Raw genomic sequence first — 22,837 nt, forward strand, 5'->3', positions numbered from 1 at the left:
TAATGAATTAGTTTGAAAACTAAACAACTAGTTGGTGTTAAGATCAGATTAAATAAGCGATGACTGACATGAGGACCTAACCAACCCCATCGAGTGACGGATAATTATGAGATTTTATACTTACTAATATAAAATACAATTTTTTATAAATAAACCTACAAGTAGCTGTATACTTAACTTATTAATAGATATGGTATTTGGTGTGTATGGCCTAATTATATTCTGATTCAATAGAATTATTTAAAATAAAATAAGGCTTCAGATTCTATGGTGATTGGATTGTTTGCATCCGTTAAATAGATTTGCTAAGTAGATTGCGTAGTTACACTTAAACAAAAACACTTCAGATGAGAAGATTGCTACTGCTGAGCATCTTATTGGTGTGTGCAACTTGGTCTGCTGGCTGGGCTCAGGAGCGAAAAATTACGGGACGAGTTACCGCGGACGGCGATGGAGGTGCCATACCGGGCGCGTCTATTGTCTTAAAAGGAACCACACGGGGGGCCAACACCGATGCCGAAGGGAACTTCAGCATGATGGTTCCCGAAAAAGGAGGGAAGCTGATTGTCAGCTTTGTCGGCACCGTTACCCAGGAAATTGAAGTGGGCAACCAGTCGGTCGTCAACGTTCGTCTGGTTACGGATGCCCGTCAGTTGAGTGAAGTAGTGGTGACTGGTGTGGGTGTTGCTACCAGCAAGACCAAGCTGGGCATCGCGGTCGAGTCGGTGTCGGCTAAAGACCTGCCGCCTGCACCCACGGCTTCTATCGATCAGGCCTTGGTCGGTAAGATCGCCGGCGCCCAGATCGTATCAGCCAATGGGACGCCGGGAGCACGGGCCAACATTCTGCTGCGCGGCATTAATACCGTAAACCGGGGAACGGCCCCCATCGTCCTGCTCGACGGAATTCAGGTAGGTGCGACCGATCTGAATACGCTGGACCTAAGCAGCATCGACCGCGTGGAAGTGGTGCAGGGGGCAGCGGCATCAACGCTCTATGGGGCGCAGGGCGCCAACGGCGTTATTCAACTCTTCTCGAAGAAAGGGCAGGAAGGGCCGGTGCGAATCAGCTTCAACAACAGTTACGCGAGCAACGAGTACCTGAACATCGGTAACGTGCGCAAAGCCGATATGCACGCGTTTGTAACCGACGCCAGTAATAACGTCATCGGGTCGTCGGGCAAACCCATCACGCTGGATCCCGCCACAACGACCTGGACGGAAAACGTGCAGTACAATGCCCTCGACGTCAACAGTAACGCCAACAAGCCGTACAATCAGAACCTGAAGTACTATGACCACTATGCCATGTTCTTCCGGCCGTCGCAGACTGTCAACAACTCGGTCAACGTGTCGGGGGGCGGGGCTAATTCGGACTTTAGCGTCACGCTGTCCAACAACTACCAGACGAGCAACATCAAGAATAACGGGGACTTTAACCGGACCAACCTGGTGAGCAACGTCGGGGTAACGCTGGCAAAGAACCTGAAACTACGGGCGATTACGCAGCTGGCTTACACGCGCAACACGCTGAAAGTGAGTGACCGGACGCTCATCTATTCACTGAACAACACCCGGCCTTTCGCGGATTACGACTATGTAGACCCCGATGGAAACTACGCGCCCTATTTCGGCAGCGCGTCGGGCGTAAACGGCTACAATCCGAACTACTACCTGCAGACACGTACCCACGCCGACAACAAGATCGACCTGCTGCAAAGCATGAACCTGACCTATCAGCCGATCAAGTTTTTGGATCTGAACGCTCGCTACGGGATCAACTACCAAACAGAAGACGACCGCTACATCTTCCCCAACCAGACGCAGAACCGCAACATCGTTGTGAACCCGACGTACTACGACGGCCTCAACGCACCGGACGCCAAAGGGGAAATCAGCGATTATAATTACAAAACCATCTTCCAGAATGCCTTTGCCAGCGCAACATTCAAGACGGATTTTCAGGAAGATTTCAAGCTGAGCGTGCCCATTCGGACGTCGACTTTGGTGGGTGTTGATTATCGCAAGAACGTGTATAAAGAGTTTTTTACGTACGGGACCGGTTTGCCACTCTATTCGCCCTTCACTATGGCGCAGGCAGGTACGTTCCGGACGACTGCCGACCGCACTACGCCGTTCGTTACGTACGGTGTCTTGGCGAGTCAGCAAATCGAGTATGGTGAATACGGAGGAATCACCGGTACGATTCGTAGCGATTATTCGTCGGCATTCGGTCGGGGGTCAACGCCCTTCACCTTCCCGGCGGGGAGTGTATACATCCGGCCTTCGTCGTTTAATTTCTGGCAAAACAGCGGGCTGGGACAGGTGCTGCCGGAGTTCAAAATTCGGGCGGCCTACGGTGAGGCTGGTATCCAGCCCCGCCCCTTCGACCGCTACGTAACCTTGGCCACCCGTACGCTGGGTACCAATAACGTGTTTTACTACAGCCCGGCGCAAAATAACCCCGACCTGAGCGTGGAAGTATCGCGTGAAACCGAATTTGGTACTGACTTCGCGCTCAAAGGAGGCAATGGCGCTTGGTTGCGGAAACTGAACTTCTCGTTCAGCTACTGGAAACGAAACACGGATAATGCCATCTACAACGTAGATACGGCCCCTTCGTCGGGCATTGGCACGCTGAAAGACAACGCGTTCTCGCTTGCTTCGCACGGTCTGCAATTCTCACTAAACACGACGGTCTACAAGAGCCAGGATTTCAACTGGAACCTGCTGGTCAACTTCGGACGGCAGACGTCGGAAATCACGGCGGTGAAAGGCAACGGCGAAATTGTGGTGACATCGGCGGCCGGTAGCACCAACTACGTGTTGCGCGCTGGCGAAAAAATTGGTCAATTGTTCGGGTTCGTGGCCATCCGCGACTTGAATCAGATCCTGCCCGACGGAAGCCCCGCTATCTCGGAAGCTAACAAAGGGTTGTATGAAGTGGCTAGTAACGGCTTCGTCGTGAACAAGAATACGAAACAGCCGCTTTTCAGCTCAAAGCAGTACAGCCTCGGTGACCCCAACCCGACGTTCACCTCGTCGTTCATCAACGATTTCTCCTTCCGCGACATCGTGACCCTGAACGTGCAATTCGACTGGACGCACGGCAGCCATATCTACAACCAGACCAAGTCATGGATGTACCGCGATGGGATTCACTCGGATTATGCCAACCCGATCACCATCAATGGGCAAACAGGGGCCTGGACGGCCTTCTACCGCGGCGTGTATCAGGCGGGTGCTAACAACGGGACGAAAGATTACTTCTACGAAGATGCCTCCTTTGTGCGCTTGCGGAACGTAGCACTGAGCCTGAACGTGAGCAAACTGCTGCCCCGCATTCCGTTCCGCAACCTGCAACTGCAACTGAGCGGCCGCAACCTGCTGACCTGGACCAAGTACACTGGCATGGACCCCGAAGTAAGCTCAGGGCAGACGACGGGCAACGAGAACTCAGCCTGGGACCGCGGAACCGACCACAACACCATGCCTAACCTGCGTTCGTACCAGGTTGGCCTCAATTTCGGCTTTTAATCATCTACCGTACAGCATCGATGAAATCAACACTAAAAAAGACCGCCTTCGCGCTGGCCGTGATCGGTACGATGGGGGCCTGCAAAGAGCAGCTTGACGTCAAAAACCCTAACCAGCCAACGCCCGGCAGCGCCGCCAGCGAAATCGGGGTTATTTCGCTGGGCCAGGGAACGGTTTACGTAAACGGCATGGGTACCAGCGCTGGTATCAAATATTATGATGGCGTACCCGGCGGATTCTGGACAGGCGCCATGGGTTTCCACGAACTGATGGGCGATGTGGTTGGCGAAGAAGCCGCTAATCAGTACGGCAACCAGATCGGGATGCCGGACCTGGTGACACTCGATGATGGGACGAAAGTGGCTAACCCCAGCTCGATCCCAACGCAGATTGCGTTGATCCGCACCATCAATGTGAATGCCAACGCCGGGGCCAACCCGCTGTTCTACGAATGGGCCTACATGTACAACCTGAATAATGGTATGAACAGCGTACTCGACATTGCGTCGAAAACAACGTTCAGCGGTGATGCGGCCGCGCAGGCCACGAAGCTGAACACGCTGAAAGCCTGGGCGTATTGGTGGAAGGGCTATGCCTACTCGCGCATCGGGTCAATCTACTACGCGGGTATCATCAACGACAAAGTGGGTGTGACCAACGGCAACTACGTATCGAAAGAGAAAATCATCGAGGAGGCTACGAAAAACTTTGATCTGGCCGTGACGGCGCTAAACGTCCTGGGTAGCGGCGACACCAACTACCGGACCGTTCTGGAGGGACTGATTCCGGCATTTAACCGGGTTGGTAAAGGAGTGGTGCCTACACCGGCCATGTGGATTCGGAACATCAACACCATGAAAGCCCGCAATATCCTGGTCAATACACCGGCCAAGTCAATGACGGCTGCGCAGTGGGGACAGATTCTGACGCTGACGAACGCGGGAATGACCGCTTCGGACAATACGTTTACGGGGCGCTCTAATGATAATGCCGACTTCATCAATTCCCTGAACGGTACCATCGCGTTAAAATCGACGGGCGTACCGACCTCAACGACCTACAAGATCAGCGAGCGACTGATTCAGGACTTTCCGGCGGGCGACAAGCGGCTGAGCAACAACTTCACGCAACTGGCGGCACCGGCGCTGTTCAATACCGACCGGGGTAACTCGTTCAACACGCGCTGGCAACTGGTCAACAAAGGCAAAGGACAGGCGGGCGTTGTCGTGCTGAGCAACCAGGACGTGGGCGGTTACGAACTGTATCTGGCGGGTACGTACGAAGAAAACGAACTGATGAAGGCCGAGGCCAAACTGTACACCAACGACATCGCCGGTGGGCTTAGCTCGATCGACGCCGTTCGGACGTATCAGGGCGCGGGGCTGGCCACGCTGTCGGGCCTGACGCAGGCGCAGGCACTGGAAGAACTGCGGAAAGAACGCCGGGTGGCCCTTGCGTTCCGGTCGCTGTCGTTCTACGATGCCCGCCGCTGGGGCGTGATTACCGATGGCCGGAAGGGTGCGGTGGTGATCGACAAAGCGGGTAAGCTGAACACCAACGCGACGATCAACTACAACTTCCTTGACTACTGGGACGTACCTGACAACGAACTAGCTTACAACCCGGCCGCGGCCAATAGCGCCCCGACCAAAAATCCGAAGTAAACCCGCGTTTGCTGGTTGACACGTATCTGACGAAAGCCCGATCTCTGGATCGGGCTTTCGCCTTTTATAGGCTGGTCAACGTGCATCACGCCCTGCCTGAACTGAAAAAATGGGCCTTTGTACCGCAGAAACCCGGTTTTCAAGTCAAAAATGGCGTTGCGGCTGTATCTTGCCTAATCCGTTGCCAACCTCTCTACTATGCGTCGATTCGTTACTCTGCTTTTGCTGCTTCTTGTCGCGCAGCAGTCGCTTGCCCAGTCTGAGCTAACCCCCACCAGCATCCTGTCGGAGCGTGAACGCGCCAAGTTTGTCGATGAGGTGCTGGAAGATCGCTTCGCCAACCTGCTGCCCACGCTGATGCGCCGCGAAGGCATCGACATGTGGATCATCATTTCCCGCGAATACAACGAAGATCCGGTCCTGAAAACCATGCTGCCCAGCACCTGGCTATCGGCGCGGCGACGCACCATCATGGTGTTCTTCGACCGGGGAGCGAAAGAGGGGGTTGAGCGGCTGGCCATTGCCCGCTACGACGTGGGTAACCTGCTCAAAGGCGCCTGGGACATCGACGTACGGCCTAATCAGTGGGAAGCCCTAGCCGCCATTATTCAGGAGCGGAAGCCAAAGAAGATTGGCCTGAACCGCTCGGCCAATTATGCCCATGCCGACGGCCTGACGGCGACCGAGCAAACGGAATTTCTGGAAAAACTGCCCGCCGAGTACCAGAAACGCATTGTGTCGGCCGAAAAACTGGCCGTCGGCTGGCTCGAAACACGTACCCCGAAGGAGATGGCCGTGTACCCGCTCATCTGCCGGTTGTCGCACCAAATCATTCAGGAGGGCCTGTCGGAGCAGGTGATTCAGCCGGGCGTGACCACCACCGACGACGTGGTCTGGTGGTTCCGGCAGCGCATCACCAACCTCGGCCTCGACACCTGGTTTCACCCGACGGTCGACGTGCAGCGGGCCGACAATCAGGAGTTTGAGCACCTGCGCACATTCTCGAAACGCCCCGACAAGCAGGTGATTATGCCCGGCGATTTGCTCCACGTTGATTTCGGTATCACGTACCTGCGCCTCAACACCGACCAACAACAGCATGCCTACGTACTCCGCCCCGGCGAAACGGCCGTACCTGAGGCCATTCGGAAGGCGTTTCAGCAGGGTAATCGCTTGCAGGACATTCTGACTGAGCAGTTTGTGGCGGGAAAATCGGGTAACCAACTACTGCTGGGCGCGCTGGCGCAGGCGGAGAAAGAGGGCATCCGGGGCACGATCTATTCGCACCCGATCGGGGTGCATGGTCACGCGGCAGGCCCCACCATCGGGCTGTGGGATCAGCAGAAAGGCGTGGCCGGCTCGGGCGATTACCCGTTGCAGGCCAACACGGCCTATTCGATCGAGCTAAACGCAGCCGTGGAAATTCCCGAATGGAAAAAGATGGTCCGGATTATGCTCGAAGAAGACGGCTTCTTCGATGGGAAGTCGTTCCGTTACATCGACGGCCGCCAAACCGAGATCTACACCATCCCCCGCACACTCGGGTACGTTCGGTAAAAAAGCATGGGGCGTGGGGCCGGGGCATGAGGTTTATTGGCGCCTTACCCCACGCCCCCGGTCCCACGTCCTACGCTATGACAAACAAACGAACTGAGATACTCGCCGGGGTGTCGACTTTTTTGGCTACGATGTACATCATCGTGGTGAATCCGGCTATTCTGAGCCAGGCGGGGCTGCCGTTTTCGGGGGTGCTCACCGCCACGGTGCTGCTGTCGTTTCTGAGCAGCCTGATGATGGGTCTGTACGCCCGTAACCCACTCGTGGTGGCCCCTGGTATGGGCCTCAACGCCTTTTTTACGTTTACTGCTGTCAAGGGCATGGGCATTTCGCCTGAGGTGGCGTTGGGGGCGGTGTTCTGGGCGGGTGTGCTGTTTCTGGTGCTGTCGCTGCTGAACGTGCGGTCGGCGTTGGTACGGCTCATCCCCAAACCCCTGCGCTACGCCATCTCGGCGGGTATTGGCCTGTTTATCTCGCTGATCGGGTTTGAAAATGCCCATTTTATCGTGGCAAACCCGGTTACGCTCGTGAGTGCAGCCCACCTGACCGACCCCGCCGTACTAACGTTTGTGCTGGGGCTGCTGCTGACGGCGGTGCTGCTCATCAGGAACGTACCTGGCGCCATTGTCTTGGGCATTGTGGTGACCACGCTGGCTGCGCTGCCCATTGGCCGCTGGTGGGGTGGCGAGGTGCCGCTGGTGCAGTGGCAGGGCCTGATCGCCGCCCCCGATTTTTCGCTGCTGGGTCGGCTCGATCTGGTAGGGGCGCTGCGCTGGACGCTCTGGCCCGTCATTTTCGCCTTCGTTTTCACCGATCTGTTCGACAGCATCAGCACGTTTGTGGGCGTGGCCGAAGCCGCCAACCTCACCGACGAGCAGGGCGAGCCTCTCCGCCTGAACCGCTCGCTGCTCACCGACGCCGTGGCCACCACGCTGGCCGGTCTGCTGGGTACAAGCCCTGGCACGGCTTATATCGAATCGGCGGTGGGCATTGCACAGGGGGGGCGGACCGGCCTGACGGCCATTGTGGCGGGGTCGCTGTTTCTGCCCTTCCTGTTTCTGTCGCCGCTATTGTCGGTGATTCCGGGCATCGCGACCGCCCCGGCGCTGGTGCTGGTGGGGGCGTTTATGATGAAACCCATTCTCAAAATTGACTGGGACCGGCTCGACGAGGCGCTGCCTGCGTTTCTGGCGCTGGTCCTGATTCCATTCAGTTACAGCATCACCACCGGCATTGTGTGGGGCTTTTTGTCGTGGACCATCGTGCGGCTGTTTACGGGGCGGGTTCGTGAGATTCCCGCCGGGCTATGGCTGGTCGATGCGCTCTGCGTCTTGTCGCTGCTGAGTTAACACATACAACCTATATACCATGAATCGAGTACTCATTCGGGTGTTTGCCCTTTGGCTTTGTCTTGCCCTGACGCATTTGGTGCAGGCTCAACTGTATAAACCCCGGCCCGTCACGGCCTTGCTGGGGGCGTTCGAGCCGGAATTACGCCTCGTCAGGCAATCGCTCAGGCACCCGAAAACGCAGGTGATCAATGGCATTACGTTCACGACCGGGCGGTTGGGGCGGCAGCGCGTAGTGGTGGCCGAAACGGGCATCGGCAAAGTCAATGCCGCTGCCGCGACCGCCTTTGTGCTTGCCTATTTCCGGCCCAGCCGGGTCTTGTTCACGGGTATTGCGGGCGGCGTAAACCCCGACCTGCAACCGGGTGATATTGTCGTCGGTCGGCAGGTAGCTCACCACGATTATGGCTGGGTGACCATGAGCGTGCCCCCGCGCCCGGTCCGGCAAACGCGCAACGGTATCACCAAACAGGACAACCCGCTTTATTTCCGGGCCGACTCGATGTTGCTGCAACGTACCCAGGCCGCGGCCCGAACCATCACCTTTGAGCCCATTCCCGTCACCAACCGCCCGCCGACGCTCGTGGTCGGGACCATCGTGACGGGCGATGTATTCGTATCGTCGGAGGAAAAGGTAGCGGAGCTCCGGCGCGATTTTGGGGCCGACGCTACCGAGATGGAAGGGGCGGCGGTGGCGCAGATCTGCTTTCAGGAGCAGGTGCCCTGCCTGGTCATTCGCAGCCTAAGCGACAAAGCCAACAGCAACGCCCGCACCGATATGCAGCGGTTTCTCGACATTGCCGCCCGCAATTCGGCTAAGCTGGTCATGACCCTGGTCGAGGGCTTATAAAGACGGTTTGGGTGGCTGTTACACCACCTGTTCACTAGACAGAATAAAACAGATCGACTATTTTGTTAGATTAAAGGATGATCTTGCTTCTAGGTAGTAACGAGTAAGCAAGACGTTAATGAAAAGCAGGAGACGGGGTGTCGGGTTGGTAGGAGGTATGCTGTTGCTCCTGTTGAGGCAGCAGGCGACCGCACAGACGGACGTAAAGCATTTCAGCAACCTCAGCATCGAAGAAGGCCTGTCGCAAAGCAGCGTGTATACCATCACGCAGGACAACAAGGGGTTCATGTGGTTTGGTACCCGCAATGGCCTGAACCGCTACGACTCCCGGCACGTGGTGGTGTATCAGCCGCGCAATGGTGTGCCCAACAGCGTGCCTTCCAACATCATCAACAGCCTCTTGCTCGACAAACGGGGCCAACTCTGGGTGGGTAGCTCAAAAGGCGTTGCCCGCTACCGGCCACAGCAGGATGATTTCGAACGGGTGACGCCACGGATTGTCGCCACCGGCACGCTGGCCGATTCGACCGTCAATACTCTGTTTCAGGATCGTCAGCAGCGTATTTGGGTGGGCACCCCACGTGGCCTCTTTCGGCTACAGACCACCGACCCTACTCGCTGCGACCGCCTGGCCGACCTGACTCAGCGACACCGCGACCTGAATCACCAAAACATCCGCACGCTGTTTCAGGACCGGCAACAGACCATCTGGGTAGGTACGTCGGCGGGGCTGACCCGGCTTGTTCCCACGCCGTCGGGCCGGTTTGATTTGACCAATTTTTTTCTGAACCCCGCCGATTCCATCTACCACAACACCTCCAACGGCATCAACGCCATTGCTGAAGACCGGTTTGGACGGCTCTGGATTGGCACCGAGCGAAATGGCATTGCGCTGTTCGATAAAACGCGGGGTAAAGTGATCTCGTGGAACCCTGCGGCTGGGCTGGACCTGAGCACGCAGACTGTACGGACGATGTTGCCCGACGGCCAGGGGAATTTCTGGATAGGCACCATGACGGGCCTCCACATCATTGCGCAGGATGGCAGCCGGTTTTCGACGCACCAGAACCAGCCCATCGATCCCAGCTCGCTAAGCGACAATTCGGTGCGGTCGTTGTTTCGGGATCGCGACGGGTCGTTCTGGGTGGGTACGTACTACGGTGGCGTGGGCATGTATAGCCCGTTGGCCCGGCAGTTTGGTGCCTACCGGCCCGTCGATGGACAGGGACGAACGCCGTTTAAAATTTCGGGGCCGATGCTGGCCGCCAGCAAGCCGAATCAGCGTTGGCTTGGTACCGAAGACAAAGGCCTTTTTTTGCTGAACGCCGACAAAACCATCGCCCACCATTACCGGCACGATCCGAAGGTAAGCCAGTCGCTGACCAACGATAAAGTGAAATGCCTGCTCGCCGATGGCCCCAATGGCCTGTGGGTGGGTACGTTGAAAGGTCTGAACTACATTGACCTGCGCCGCCAGACCGTCACGCGTTACCTGCACGAACCGCACAACCCCCGCTCGCTGCCCGACGACCATATCTACGACCTGAAACGCGATGCCCAGGGGAACCTCTGGATCGCCACTTATTTTGCCGGGCTCTGCCAGTTTGACGAACGAACCAGAACCTTTATCTCGCTAAAAAATGAGCCCAACCGGCTTACTTCGCTCAGTTCTGACAATACCACCAACCTGTTGATCGACAGCCGTCAGCAGCTCTGGGTCTGCACCATTCACGGCCTGAACCGGAAGCTGACCGGCCAGAACGCTTTCGTCCGTTACAACCAGCGAAACGACGATAGCACGTCGCTGAGCAGCAACCACGTGATCTGCCTGCTGGAAGACCGGCAACACCGGATGTGGGTCGGCACGCGGGGTGGGGGATTGAACCTGCTGCTCCCCGATCAACGCTCGTTCCGGCGGTTTACCACGGCGCAGGGGCTACCCAGCAACACCGTCTTTGGTATCGAAGAAGACAACCGGGGTCGCCTCTGGATCAGCACCGACAAAGGGCTGGCCCAGTTTGACCCTCACAAAGGCCGGTTCATTGCCTATGACCGCCACGATGGTCTGATCTGCAAGGAGTTTACGCCCAACTCGACCTATCGGGACGAGCGCGGTAACCTGTATTTTGGCGGCTATAACGGCATCGTCACGTTTCACCCCGACAGCATCCGGCGTAACACAAAAGCTCCTAGACTGGCGTTTACGCAGTTGCGGTTGTTCAATCAGCCCGTCACGGGCCAGCCATCGGGCGTAACCGACGACCTGAATCTGGAGTCGGATAAGGGCTTGACGTTTACGTACCAGCAGAATGTGTTCTCGCTGGATTTTGCCGCGTTCAACTACATCAATTCACCCAAAAACCGGTACGCCTATCAACTGGTGGGTTTCGACAAAGGCTGGAACTACGTCAGCGAACCGCAGGCGATGTACATGAATCTACCGGCGGGCGACTACGTGCTGCGGGTGAAAGGCACCAACAACGACGACGTATGGACAGGCAAACCGCTGGAAATGGCCATCGCGGTGCTGCCACCGCCCTGGAAAACGGGTTGGGCGTACGCGTTTTACGTGTTGACGTTTCTGGGGCTGCTGAAACTCTGGTCGGGGTTTAACCGGAATCGCCTGCAACTGGCCCACGACCTGCAAGCCGAGCATGACGAGAAGACGCGGCAGCAGGAACTGCACCAGATCAAGCTGAATTTCTTTACCGAAATCGCCCACGAGATCCGGACGCCCCTTACGCTGGTGATGGCCCCAATCGAGGTGCTGGCCGCTCAATACGCCACGGATACCGTCGCTCAGAAGCAGTTGTCAATCATGCGAAACAGCACCGACCGGCTGCTGCGGCTGCTCAATCAACTGCTTGATTTTCGGAAGCACGAGACCGGCAACATCGCCCTGCGACCGCAACGCGTCGATCTGGTTCAGTTTCTGCGCACCATCACCGATTCGTTTGTCGAACATGCCCGCACGCACCGCATCACGCTACTGAACGAAGCCGAAGTGGCCGTTCTGCCCGCCTGGGTCGATGGAGGCGAATTGGAAAAGGTCGTCTATAACCTCTTGGTGAATGCCTTCAAATTTACCCCAACGGGCGGAACGGTGTCGGTGCGGTTACAGCAGGACTTTACGCTGCCCAACGGAGCGGAAAACGCGATTATCCTTATCGAAGACACCGGACAGGGTATTTCGGCGGGCGATATCGACCACGTATTCAACCAGTTCTACCAGGTCAACCAGCCCAAAACGCGCGATTCTGGCTTTGGGCTGGGGCTGGCGTTAAGCAAGCACATCGTGGAGCAGCACGGCGGAACGATCAACGTGGAGAGCCGCCAGGCAACGCCTCAACAGCCGGGCTTTACGCGCTTTACCATTGCCCTGCCGCTCCACGTACCCCGGCACGTACCCGAGTCGGTGCCGCCCGCGCCGGTTTTTGAGCCCGCCCCCGTGATGATCCCCGCGCCGATGCCGCAGCCGGTCGTCGTCAGCAGCGATCGACCCATGTTGTTGCTCGTGGAGGATCAGGACGATATTCGGGTGTACATGCGGCATTTGTTCAGTGAGCAGTATCAGGTGATCGAAGCCACCAATGGGGCCGAGGGTTTGGAAAAAGCGGCGCGGTTGCTGCCCGACCTCGTCATTGCCGACGTGGCCATGCCGATCATGGACGGCTTCGCCCTGACGCACCGCCTTAAATCGGATCCGCGCACGAGCCACATTCCGGTGATTATCCTGACCGCCAAAGACACCGTCGATAACCAGCTGACGGGCCTGGAAACCGGCGCCGACGACTACCTCACCAAGCCCTTTCACCCGCTGCTGCTACAGGCTCGGGTGAGCAACCTGCTGTCGCTTCGGGAGCAACTGAAAACAAAATACAACCGGCTGGTAACGCTGCAACCGCAGGCGCAGGAACTCGACCACCCCGACGCTAAATTCCTGAATCAGCTGATGCTGGTGCTGGACCGCCACCTCGCCGACCCCGATTTTAACGTAACGAGGCTGGTGAGCGAAATCGGGATGAGCCGCCCGGTGCTGTTCCGCAAGGTGAAAATGCTGACGGGCCTGTCGGTGATCGATCTGCTACGGACCACCCGCTTGAAAAAGGCCGAACTGCTGCTGAAACAGCGGAAAGCGTCGGTGTCGGAAGTGGCCTTTGCCGTGGGGTTCAGCGACCCCAAATACTTCAGCCGGGCCTTCCGGGCGCAGTTCGGGATGACGCCCACCGAGTACGGCACCCAACCCGCCGAGGCGCTAGTCGACACGTAATAAGAGAGGGTAGCGCTAAGACCGATTTAGAAAATGGTCACGTCGGGGTACTAAAGACCGGTCAAAATTCGCTTCGCGGCGTACCCCCCGCCCTAAAGGGGGGTGTACGCCGAGCGTCAGCAACGTACCTGGAACACCACTTAAAACAGCGCTTTCTTCTCGCCTAATTTTTTGGCCCGCAACAGGGCTTCGAGGTAATAATAATCCGCATAAATGAGGGGTACGTCACGCTCGAAGGTTTTGGCGCCTGTGCTGTGGAGCAGCAGAAAACCGTGGTTCTGACGAATAGGGGAGGCGTAGGTTTTCGCCAGATTCGTGATAACCTGATCGGCTTTGGTGCGGTAGGCTGAGCCAGGTACGTAGGTGCTCAGTTCGTAGAAGGCCGACGCCATAATAGCCGCCGCCGATACGTCCCGGGGTTCATTGGGGATACCCGGCGCGTCGAAATCATAATACGGAACCAGGTCGGCGGGCATCCGGGGGTGGTCGAGCATGTAGCGGGCGATGGCCTGGGCCTGTTTCAGAAAGGCTGGATCTTTGGTTTCGCGGTAACAGAGCGTAAAGCCGTACAGCCCCCAGGCCTGCCCGCGCGCCCAGGCCGACTCGTCGTTGAAACCCTGATGCGTGTTTTTCTTCAGCACCTGACCGGTCAGCGTGTCGTAGTCGACGACGTGGTACGAGCTGTTGTCGGGCCGGTAGTGGTTTTTCAGCGTCATCTGGGCGTGGCTGACGGCCATCTTGTAAAATGACGAATCGCCCGTGAGGCGGGTGGCGGCGAAAAGCAGTTCCAGGTTCATCATGTTGTCGATAATGACGGGGCACTGCCACTGTTCTTTATGGTGGTCCCACGACCGGATGATGCCCGCCGTCGGCTTGAACCGCTTCGCCAGCGTGCGGGCCGCCTCGACAAGAACCGTCTTGTAGGCCGGGTCGCGCGTGAGCCGGTATCCGTTGCCATAGCTGCAATACAGCTTGAAGCCCATGTCGTGCGTGCCGGCGTTGGTTTTTTCGCTTTCGAGCCGGGCCGTGAACTGCCGTGCCTGATCGGCCCACTCGGCTTTCCCCGTGTATTCATAGAGGTACCACAATTCGCCGGGGAAGAAGCCGCTTGTCCAGTCGCGGGCGGGTACGGCCTGTAGCGAACCGTCGGCGGTGAGGGTGCGGGGCGACACCAGCGCGGGCTTACCGGCTGGTTGGGTGACGGTTCCTACCTCGCGGAGCATGAGCCGGGTTTGCTGCTCGGCCTGCTCAAACAGGGATTTCAGAAGCCGGGTGGGCAGGAAGGCCGACGTCAGCAGGATCGTCAGCAGAAAAGCAGTGGTGCGCAGGAGGGTTGTCATGGGGCGGGAGGGGGATACACGTCAGAGCAGAATGGACAGCATATAGACCAGTAAACAGACGATTAATACCAGGGACCCGACTTCGGCCAGGGTCAGCGTGCTTCGATCTTTTCTCACGTTCGGAACGGCTACGAGTTGATGATGCAAGTTTAGCGCCCGCCAGATTGGGGCTGGGTACGTCGACAGTTCAGGCAGGTGGACAAACGGTTCAGCCGGTTGACAGACCGTTCAAAAGGGTGGATAGACCGTTCCAATTGATACTATTCCATTATTTTATTGTCACATAGCCATTACTATTGCCTTGCTGCCTCGCACAGGGCCGGTCGTTTTAGACCGCTGCTGCCGCCTCTGGCTACCGCACTCAACGCTATGTATAGGTTTCCCAACCCCGTTTTCCAGACCGCATCGACCCACGGATAGGCTGCCTGCTGGCAGGCCACCGCTTGCTGGTTTGGTGCCCTGAGCAGAGGCCACCCGGCAGCGACAACACCGCCCCCTACAGCCCGCCGATCCAAGCCCAACGAACACTCTTAACATGCCAACCTATCACCTCTGAACACATGCAAAAAACTGTATTCTCGATTCGCCTGCGACCCACAACCTGCTGCTGGCTGGTGCTGGCCCTGATGGGCGGCGTGGCGGTTGGGCAGACCGTACCGCCTGGTCGGGCGTCGGCCAACACCACGCAGCAAGTGGCTGCCTACCGATTCAGCGGCCGGGTACTGGATGAAAAAAACAGTGGCCTGCCCGGCGCCACGGTGGTATTGAAGAGCGATACCCGCACCGGAACCACCACCGACGTAGAGGGTAAATTCACCATCAACGTACCCACGGGCGGCGGAACCCTGGTGGTGTCGGCCATTGGGTACCTCACGAAGGAAATCGCCATCACCAGCGAAACGACGCTCGACGTAGCGATGGCCCCCGACACCAAGCAGTTGAACGAAGTGGTGGTGGTGGGCTACGGCACCCAGAAAAAAGAAAACCTGACGGGCGCGGTGGCGGCCATTACCATCGACGATAAGATCGCCAGCCGGTCGCTGGCCAACGTATCATCGGGGCTGTCGGGCCTGATTCCGGGGCTATCGGTGCAGCAATCGACGGGGCAGGCGGGCCGTAGCGGGGCCGCGCTGGTGATTCGGGGGCTGGGAACGGTCAACAACTCGGGGCCGCTCATCGTGGTGGATGGCCTGCCCGACGTCGACATCAACCGGATCGACATGAACGACGTGGCCAGCATTTCGGTGCTGAAAGATGCGGCGTCGGCTTCAGTCTATGGCTCGCGGGCGGCCAACGGGGTCGTGCTGATTACGACCAAAAACGGGTCGGGCAATAAGAAACCGCAAATCAGCTACTCAGGTACGTATGGGCTGTCGCAGCCAACCAACTTCTACAATTATTTCGATGACTATGCCCGCTCGCTGACTATGCACCTGCGGGCGTCGGGTGCGGGCGCTTCGTCGACGACCTTCCGCTACGGAACGGTCGACGACTGGCTGTCGAAAAGCCTGATCGACCCCATCAACTATCCCAGTACCAACTGGTGGGACGTGGTACTGCGCGATCATGGCCGCATTCAGACGCACAACCTGTCGGCGTCGGGCGGTAACGACCGGGCCAATTTCTACCTCTCGGCGGGCATATACGACGAACTGGGGCTGCTGATCAACCACGATTACAAACGCTACAACACCCGATTCAACCTCGACTACAAACTGAGCGACCAGATCAAAGTGGGCATTCGGATGGATGGACAATGGTCGAAACAGACGTTTGCCAACTCGGAAGGCCTGATCACCTACACCGGCACCGCCGGGTATGATATCCGGTATGCCGTGGCGGGGATTCTGCCGCAAAACCCCGTTACAGGCCAGTACGGTGGGGCAATGGCCTACGGCGAAGATGCGCTGGCCTACAATATGCTGGCGGCCATGAACATCAACCACAACAACCGCGACCGGCAGGAAGTGAACGCCAACCTCTATGGTGAATGGACGCCGATCGCCGGCCTGACCGTTCGGGGGGATTACGGGTTGCGCTATTACAACCAGTTCACTAAGAGCTACTCCGATCCGACGGACGTGTTCAACTTCCAGACCAACCAGCTGTCGCGCACCTTGATCTCGCCCAGCGCGGGTATCAGCAATGCAATCAACTCGGGCTACAAAACGCTGTTGCAGGGCCGGATCACGTATAACCGCACGCTGTTCGGCAATCATCAGCTGTCGCTACTGGGTGCGTACACCGAAGAATACTGGTTTAACCGCAACCTGTCGGCGAGTCGGCTGGAGCGCATCAACCCGCTGCTGAGCGAAATCGACGCGGCCCTCACCACCACCCAAACGGCGGGCGGTAACTCCGATGCCGAGGGGCTGCGGTCGGGCATTGGCCGGATCAACTACGTCATTAACGACAAGTACCTGTTTGAAGCCAACGCCCGCTACGACGGATCGAGCAAGTTTCTGCCAGGCTTCCAGTACGGCTTCTTCCCCTCGGCCTCGGTGGGCTGGCGTTTCTCGGAGGAACCGTTTTTCAAACCGCTGAGCGCGGTGGTATCGTCGGCCAAACTGCGGGCGTCGATCGGAAAACTGGGCAACAACTCGGGCGTGGGCCGCTACGAACAGCGCGACATCTTCAACCTGACCAACTACATCCTGAACGGCAAAATCGTGAAGGGGTTCAGCTCGGCGAAGATCATCAACGAAGATTTCTCGTGGGAAGAAACCAACGTGACCAACGTGGGCCTTGATCTGGTTTTCTTCGGCGGCCGCCTCACCACCGACATCGATTTCTATAATAAGCTGACTTCGGGCATGATCCGGCCGTCGTCGCTATCGACCCTGCTGTCGGGCTACAACGCTCCCCGCGTCAACATCGGCAAGCTGCGCAATACGGGGATGGAACTGAACATCACTTACCGGGCCAAAGTGCGCGACGCCAACGTGGGGGCTACGCTGAACATGGCGTTCAACAAGAATAAGCTATTGGAGTGGAATGAGTTCCTGAGCAAAGGCTTTACGTACCTGAACCTGCCCTACCACTTTGCCTACAGCCGCGTATCCACGGGTATTGCCCAGAGCTGGGAAGATATTGCCAATGCGCCGTATCAGGGCCAGTACTTCTCGCCCGGCGACGTGCTCTACAAAGACATCAACGGCGATGGGCAGGTGAACGACGAAGACCGCGTGGCACAGCCGCAGTTCAACCGCGATCAGCCCATTGGCACCTACGGCCTCAACCTCTTCGGCAACTGGCGCGGGTTCGATGTGAGTGTGCTATGGCAGGGCGCTACGGGCCGGAAAGACTACTGGCTCGAACCCTTCAACCAGGTCAACATCCCCTCGGCCCGGAACGCTTTCCAGGATTTCCTCTGGAATGACACCTGGAGCCTCGATAACCGGTCGGCTTCGCTACCCCGCCTGCTGACGGGCTCGGGCGGCAACAACCAGGCGGAATCGACGTTCTGGCTGGACGATTTCAGCTACGTCCGGCTCAAAAACGTTCAGTTTGGCTACAACATCCCGGCCAAGTACGTGGGTCGCCTCGGGGTGAGCAAACTACGGATTTACGGCACGGCCGAAAACCTGCTGACGTTCACGAAATACCGGGGCGTCGATCCGGAGAAAAGCACCAGCGTATCGGGTGCCGACAACAACGATGACCCCTTCCCGCTGCTGAAATCCTACTCGTTTGGTCTGAACCTCAGCTTCTAACCTCTTCTTTTTTCGTCATGAATCGACTTCATAAGTTATACATACTGGTCGGTCTGGTACTGATGTCAGCGGCCTGTACGCAGGACCTGCTCGATCAGGTACCGACCACACAGCTCTCGGCCGACCTCTTCTGGAAAACCACCGCCGATGCCGTTGCTGCCGTCAATGGCGTTTACGAAGCCAACCGCACCACCTTCGACCGCGATTACTACTTCGACGGAGCCGGTGAGTTTGTGCACACCCGCGGCACCAGCAACAACCAGGGGTCGTTCAGCCCCAGCGCTTTGGGCTCCAACGGCAACTTTGGCTTTTTGTGGGGCGATTGCTACCGCACCATCAACCGGGCCAACTACGTGCTGGGCAATATCGGCCAGTTGCGCGCCACCGTGACGGCCCCCACCGACATCGCCCTGCTGGACCGGCTCGTGGCCGAAACCCGGTTTCTGCGCGCCCTCAACTATTTTCGGCTCATCGACCTGTGGGGCGACGTGCCCTATTTCACCAATAAACTGAACGGGAATGCCGAGGCTTACACGCTGGCCCGTGCCCCCCGTGCGGCGGTCAAAGACTCGATCCTGGCCGACCTCAACTACGCTGCCTCGGTGCTGCCCGAAGTCTACACGGGGGATAACCTCGGGCGGGCGTCGAAACTGGCGGCCTGGGCATTTAGCGGTAAGGTGAACCTGTTCTGGGCGTCGTGGATGAAGAACGAGGGCAACGCCGCCGAGGCGCAGAAGCACTTCACGGCCGCCGCTGCCGATTTCAAGAAGATCGTCGACAAGAACATTCCCCTCTTCCGCAATGGGGACCCCGGCCCGGCCGACAACCCCAATTACTGGCACCTGTTCCAGTATTTCAACGAGTATGACCCCGAAATCATCTTCTCGGTGCAGTTTGGCGGGCCGCTGCTGAGCCAGGGCGAGGAACTGTCGCGCGATTTTGGCAACCGCAACACGGGTTTTGGTCAGGTGTGGCTGGCGCCTACGTTCCGGCTGGCCAACCGCTACCAACTCACCAGTACCGGCGATTTTGCGCCCCCGCTAGTGTTGAGCCGCACCACCACACTGACCAACAGCGCCACCAATCCTAAATCCTACGAAGGACGCGACTACCGGATGCGGGCCACGATGGTCTGGGATGGCCAGAAAATGGTGCAACTCTCGACCGATGGCCTGACCGTGTTGCCCGACAGTCTGCCGTTTAAGTTTGGCAACCGCGACGGGGTAACTGCCATCAACTACGACGGCGCACCGGCTGGGTACGTGTTCCGCAAATGGGTACGGCAAACGGGCGGTATCAACCGCAGCGATGGCCCGCAGGACATCTACCTGATGCGCCTGCCCGACGTGTGGCTCATGTATGCCGAAGCGGTCAACGAGATCAGCGGCCCCACGCCCGAGCTGTTTACGCTTCTCAACCGCATTCGCCGCCGGGGGAACCTGCCCGCCCTCAACGCGGCCAAGTTTGCCTCGCAAACCGAGTTCTTTAAGGCCATTGAGCAGGAACGCATCATCGAACTGGTGGGCGAAGGGCAGCGCTTCTTCGACATCCGGCGCTGGAAAAAAGCTGAGGAAATCTGGCCTGCCCCGAGTGGGCAGGTGCTGTACGACACCCAGGGTACGCGTGTCCGCGACGAGTTTGTCAACGCCGACCTACGTACCTACCAGCGCTATTACATCTTCCAGATTCCGCCCAGCGAGATCGAAGTCAATTCTAAAATCACCCAGAATGTTCCCTGGCTCTAACCTACTGGTGTTTACTTCCATGAACCGATCACTCGCCTCACTCTGCTTTAGCCTGCTCGTGCTGGTAGGCCTGATGGCCTGCGGAAACGATGACCCTATCGACGCCAATGGCCTGCTGGTCACCCAGCGCTCCCAATGCTACATGACCTCGTTTGACCTGCTGGGCTCCGACCACCGCACCGTGCTCGTCAGCGGGCAAACGAAAGTCGATACCACCGCCCTGACGGTGACGGCCGTGGCTCGCTTCGGCACGAACATGCAACGGCTGAAACCCTTTTGCAGCGTGGTCACCGACGCCATCGTCGAACCCAACATGGGTGTCTGGACCGACTTCACCCAGGCCCAGACCTACACCGTGGTGTCGGGCAACCGGCAAGTGCGCAAAACTTATACTGTCACGGTCACGCTTCAAAAATAACCACCATGCGCCAACCCCTTTCTCTCCTGATGCTGGCCGCCGTGGCCCTGCTGCCGTTTGGCTGCCAGAAAAGCGTGGAACCCGAACGGCCCCTGAAAAATGATTTGCTCAAAAAGACGACCGGGCCGGCCGTCGTGGGCGATCGCATCGAGTTTGCCTACGCCATCGGTACGCTGGAAGGCGACCTGAAAAACGTCCGTGCCGAGGCGACAATCGCTGGTGGTGCCGGTACCGGTTTCAGCCGCAATTCCTGGTATACCAACTACAGCACGGGGGTCGATCAGCCCCGGCAAACGGCCACCGACACCCTCACGTCGGGCGCGGTATCGACCGCCACGATCCTCGACGTGGCGACCAACAAGGCCGTGACGCTGCGGTATTATTACTACCCGACGGCGGAAGCGCAGGGCAAAGACGTGTCGTTCCGGTTTAGCGGCACCTCATCGACGGGGCAGGAGGTCAGCATTCAGTCGCCCACGTACCGCGTCAGCCGCATGGACATGAAACGCTCGATCGTGCTGGGCGACGGGGCGAAAGCCTACGTCTCGCTGGCCGACATGACCGCCTACACCAAGGCCGAAGTGGAGCAGAACAACCTGGCCAGTAAGATCGATTTCGTATATGTGTACCGTCCCACGATCAACACCTACACGTTCGGTCACGCGCTGATCGCCCCGTCGAACCCCGATTACCTCAAAGACGTGACGCTGCCCACCGGCCTGGCCAAACCCCGCACGGCGATCGATAAGCGGGTCGACGTGAAGGATGCCCAACTGCGGGGCACGGCTGGTTTCGACGTCTACATCGACGACATCGACCTGCAACAGACCACTTTCACCAACGCCGCTGATTACGCCTACGGCCTCGCCGCTGATCAGGGCGCTTTTGTCAAATCAGCCGATGGCACCTACGCGGCTTACGTCTATGTCAACGCGGTCAACAACACCGCCAAAACCATGACGGTCAGCATCAAGCGGCTGAAACTGAACTAGCATAACCTTTGCCGGGTAAACATTTTTTGTCATTCCGACGAAGGAGGAATCTTGACGTATTCTGTCTCAGATGTATGGCAAACGCAAGATTCCTCCTTCGTCGGAATGACAAAGATTTTACCAAGGCGATGACAGTCAATAGGATAGGGTTCTTGTGATCCAAGCCTATATCCACCTTTCCATACTCAACCGTATGACAAACTCCAGACACCGACTAGCCTGCTGGTGCTGCCTTTTTCTGATGCTCGCAGTCAGCCCAATGACGGCCCAATCGGTCGGTAAACCGGCAACGTTCCTGCTCGATGCGGGCTTGTTGCAAGCCAACAAACGGGCGATGCAGCAGGGCGATGCCGCCTTATTGGCCGCCCGGCAAACCCTGATTGCCACTGCCAACAAGGCCCTGACGAAGCCCATACATTCGGTTGTCGAGAAGACCAAACTGCCACCCAGCGGCAACAAGCACGATTACATGAGCGTTGGCCCCTATTGGTGGCCCGACTCGACCAAGGCCAACGGCCTGCCTTACATCCGAAAAGACGGGCAGGTCAACCCTGAACGCTATGCCGTGCAGGATGCTACGTACCTGAACGCCCTTTGCGACGACGTACAACTGCTGGCACTGGCGTATTATTTCTCCGACGACGAAACCTACGCGCGCCGGGCGGCGGACCTATTGCGGGTCTGGTTTCTCAACGAAGCAACCCGCATGAACCCGAACCTCAACTACGGGCAAGCCATTCCGGGTATTACCGACGGGCGCGGCATCGGGCTAATCGACACCCGCATGCTGGCCAAACTGGTCGATGCGGTGCAACTCATCAAGGGAACAAAGGCCTGGCCCGCCGCCGATCAGCGGGCGTTGCAGGAATGGTTCCGGGCGTTTCTGACCTGGATGCAAACCAGCCCGGTCGGGAAAGACGAAGAAGATGAACATAACAACCACGGTACGTATTATGATTTCCAGACCGTCGCGTTCGCACTCTTCTTGGACGATAAACCGCTGGCCCGTCAACTGCTTCAGCAGAAGACCATGAACCGGATTCAGAGCCAGTTGAAGCCAGACGGCAGCCAGCCGCACGAGTTGGCCCGTACGCTCTCGTGGGGCTATTCGATCATGAATCTGAAAGGCTTTTTCGGTCTCGCCCAACTGGCCGAAGCCGTGAATATCGACCTCTGGAACTACCAGACGCCCGACGGCAAAAGCCTTAAGAAGGCCTATCAATGGTTAATCCCGTATGCTAAAGGCGAAAAACAGTGGACGTTTCAGCAGATCAAACCGCTGCACCGCGAGGAGTTTCTGCCCATCAGCGCCGTCGCCGCCATGAAATATGGGTCAACGACTCCCGCCGCTACCAACAACGACAGTATGTTTCGCCTGACGCGTTCTCTGTTTTAGGAGTTGA

Annotated in this window: 12 protein-coding genes; 11 read left to right on the forward strand and 1 reads right to left on the reverse strand. The window is 57.8% G+C overall.

The features are described from left to right. Nucleotides 1–347: 347 nt before the first annotated feature. The 6 genes from FAES_RS15295 (at nucleotide 348) to FAES_RS15320 (ending at nucleotide 13,226) form a co-directional block, all read left to right on the forward strand. The gene (locus FAES_RS15295; protein WP_015332140.1) at nucleotides 348–3,536 is read left to right on the forward strand and encodes a SusC/RagA family TonB-linked outer membrane protein; all 3,189 of its coding nucleotides are present in this window, start codon (nucleotides 348–350) and stop codon (nucleotides 3,534–3,536) included. Between the two features lie 20 nt (nucleotides 3,537–3,556). Further along, nucleotides 3,557–5,200, forward strand: a complete 1,644-nt coding sequence (locus FAES_RS15300) for a RagB/SusD family nutrient uptake outer membrane protein (protein ID WP_015332141.1) — start codon at nucleotides 3,557–3,559, stop codon at nucleotides 5,198–5,200. 198 nt (nucleotides 5,201–5,398) lie between these two features. Then, a complete protein-coding gene (locus FAES_RS15305) occupies nucleotides 5,399–6,757 on the forward strand; it encodes a M24 family metallopeptidase (RefSeq protein ID WP_015332142.1) in 1,359 nt (452 codons plus the stop codon). A gap of 77 nt (nucleotides 6,758–6,834) precedes the next feature. Further along, on the forward strand, nucleotides 6,835–8,106 hold the full coding sequence (locus FAES_RS15310) for an NCS2 family permease (RefSeq protein WP_041257932.1): 1,272 nt from the start codon (nucleotides 6,835–6,837) through the stop codon (nucleotides 8,104–8,106). Between the two features lie 19 nt (nucleotides 8,107–8,125). Continuing rightward, nucleotides 8,126–8,956: a 5'-methylthioadenosine/adenosylhomocysteine nucleosidase gene (locus FAES_RS15315; protein ID WP_015332144.1), complete on the forward strand. Its 831-nt coding sequence runs from the start codon at nucleotides 8,126–8,128 to the stop codon at nucleotides 8,954–8,956. Between the two features lie 118 nt (nucleotides 8,957–9,074). Next, nucleotides 9,075–13,226: a hybrid sensor histidine kinase/response regulator transcription factor gene (locus tag FAES_RS15320; protein ID WP_148289377.1), complete on the forward strand. Its 4,152-nt coding sequence runs from the start codon at nucleotides 9,075–9,077 to the stop codon at nucleotides 13,224–13,226. Between the two features lie 140 nt (nucleotides 13,227–13,366). Here the strand turns inward: FAES_RS15320 and FAES_RS15325 are convergent, their stop codons facing one another. Beyond that, nucleotides 13,367–14,566, reverse strand: a complete 1,200-nt coding sequence (locus tag FAES_RS15325) for a glycoside hydrolase family 88 protein (protein ID WP_015332146.1) — start codon at nucleotides 14,564–14,566, stop codon at nucleotides 13,367–13,369. Nucleotides 14,567–15,126: 560 nt separating this feature from the next. Between FAES_RS15325 and FAES_RS15330 the strand changes: the two genes are divergently transcribed. From FAES_RS15330 to FAES_RS15350, 5 genes are all read left to right on the forward strand, one after another. Then, the gene (locus tag FAES_RS15330; protein ID WP_015332147.1) at nucleotides 15,127–18,279 is read left to right on the forward strand and encodes a SusC/RagA family TonB-linked outer membrane protein; all 3,153 of its coding nucleotides are present in this window, start codon (nucleotides 15,127–15,129) and stop codon (nucleotides 18,277–18,279) included. 17 nt (nucleotides 18,280–18,296) lie between these two features. Beyond that, nucleotides 18,297–20,024 (forward strand): RagB/SusD family nutrient uptake outer membrane protein, encoded by a 1,728-nt coding sequence (locus FAES_RS15335; protein ID WP_015332148.1) that lies wholly within the window; start codon nucleotides 18,297–18,299, stop codon nucleotides 20,022–20,024. 19 nt (nucleotides 20,025–20,043) lie between these two features. Then, nucleotides 20,044–20,442 (forward strand): SGBP N-terminal domain-containing protein, encoded by a 399-nt coding sequence (locus FAES_RS15340; RefSeq protein ID WP_015332149.1) that lies wholly within the window; start codon nucleotides 20,044–20,046, stop codon nucleotides 20,440–20,442. A gap of 5 nt (nucleotides 20,443–20,447) precedes the next feature. After that, complete coding sequence (locus FAES_RS15345) at nucleotides 20,448–21,434, forward strand: DUF4466 family protein (RefSeq protein WP_041257933.1); 987 nt, start codon at nucleotides 20,448–20,450, stop codon at nucleotides 21,432–21,434. Nucleotides 21,435–21,627: 193 nt separating this feature from the next. After that, nucleotides 21,628–22,830 carry an alginate lyase family protein gene (locus FAES_RS15350; RefSeq protein WP_015332151.1) on the forward strand — a complete coding sequence of 401 codons (1,203 nt, stop codon included), beginning with the start codon at nucleotides 21,628–21,630 and terminating at the stop codon, nucleotides 22,828–22,830. Nucleotides 22,831–22,837: the final 7 nt, after the last annotated feature.

Source organism: Fibrella aestuarina BUZ 2, from assembly GCF_000331105.1.
In the GTDB taxonomy this organism is placed as follows: domain Bacteria; phylum Bacteroidota; class Bacteroidia; order Cytophagales; family Spirosomataceae; genus Fibrella; species Fibrella aestuarina.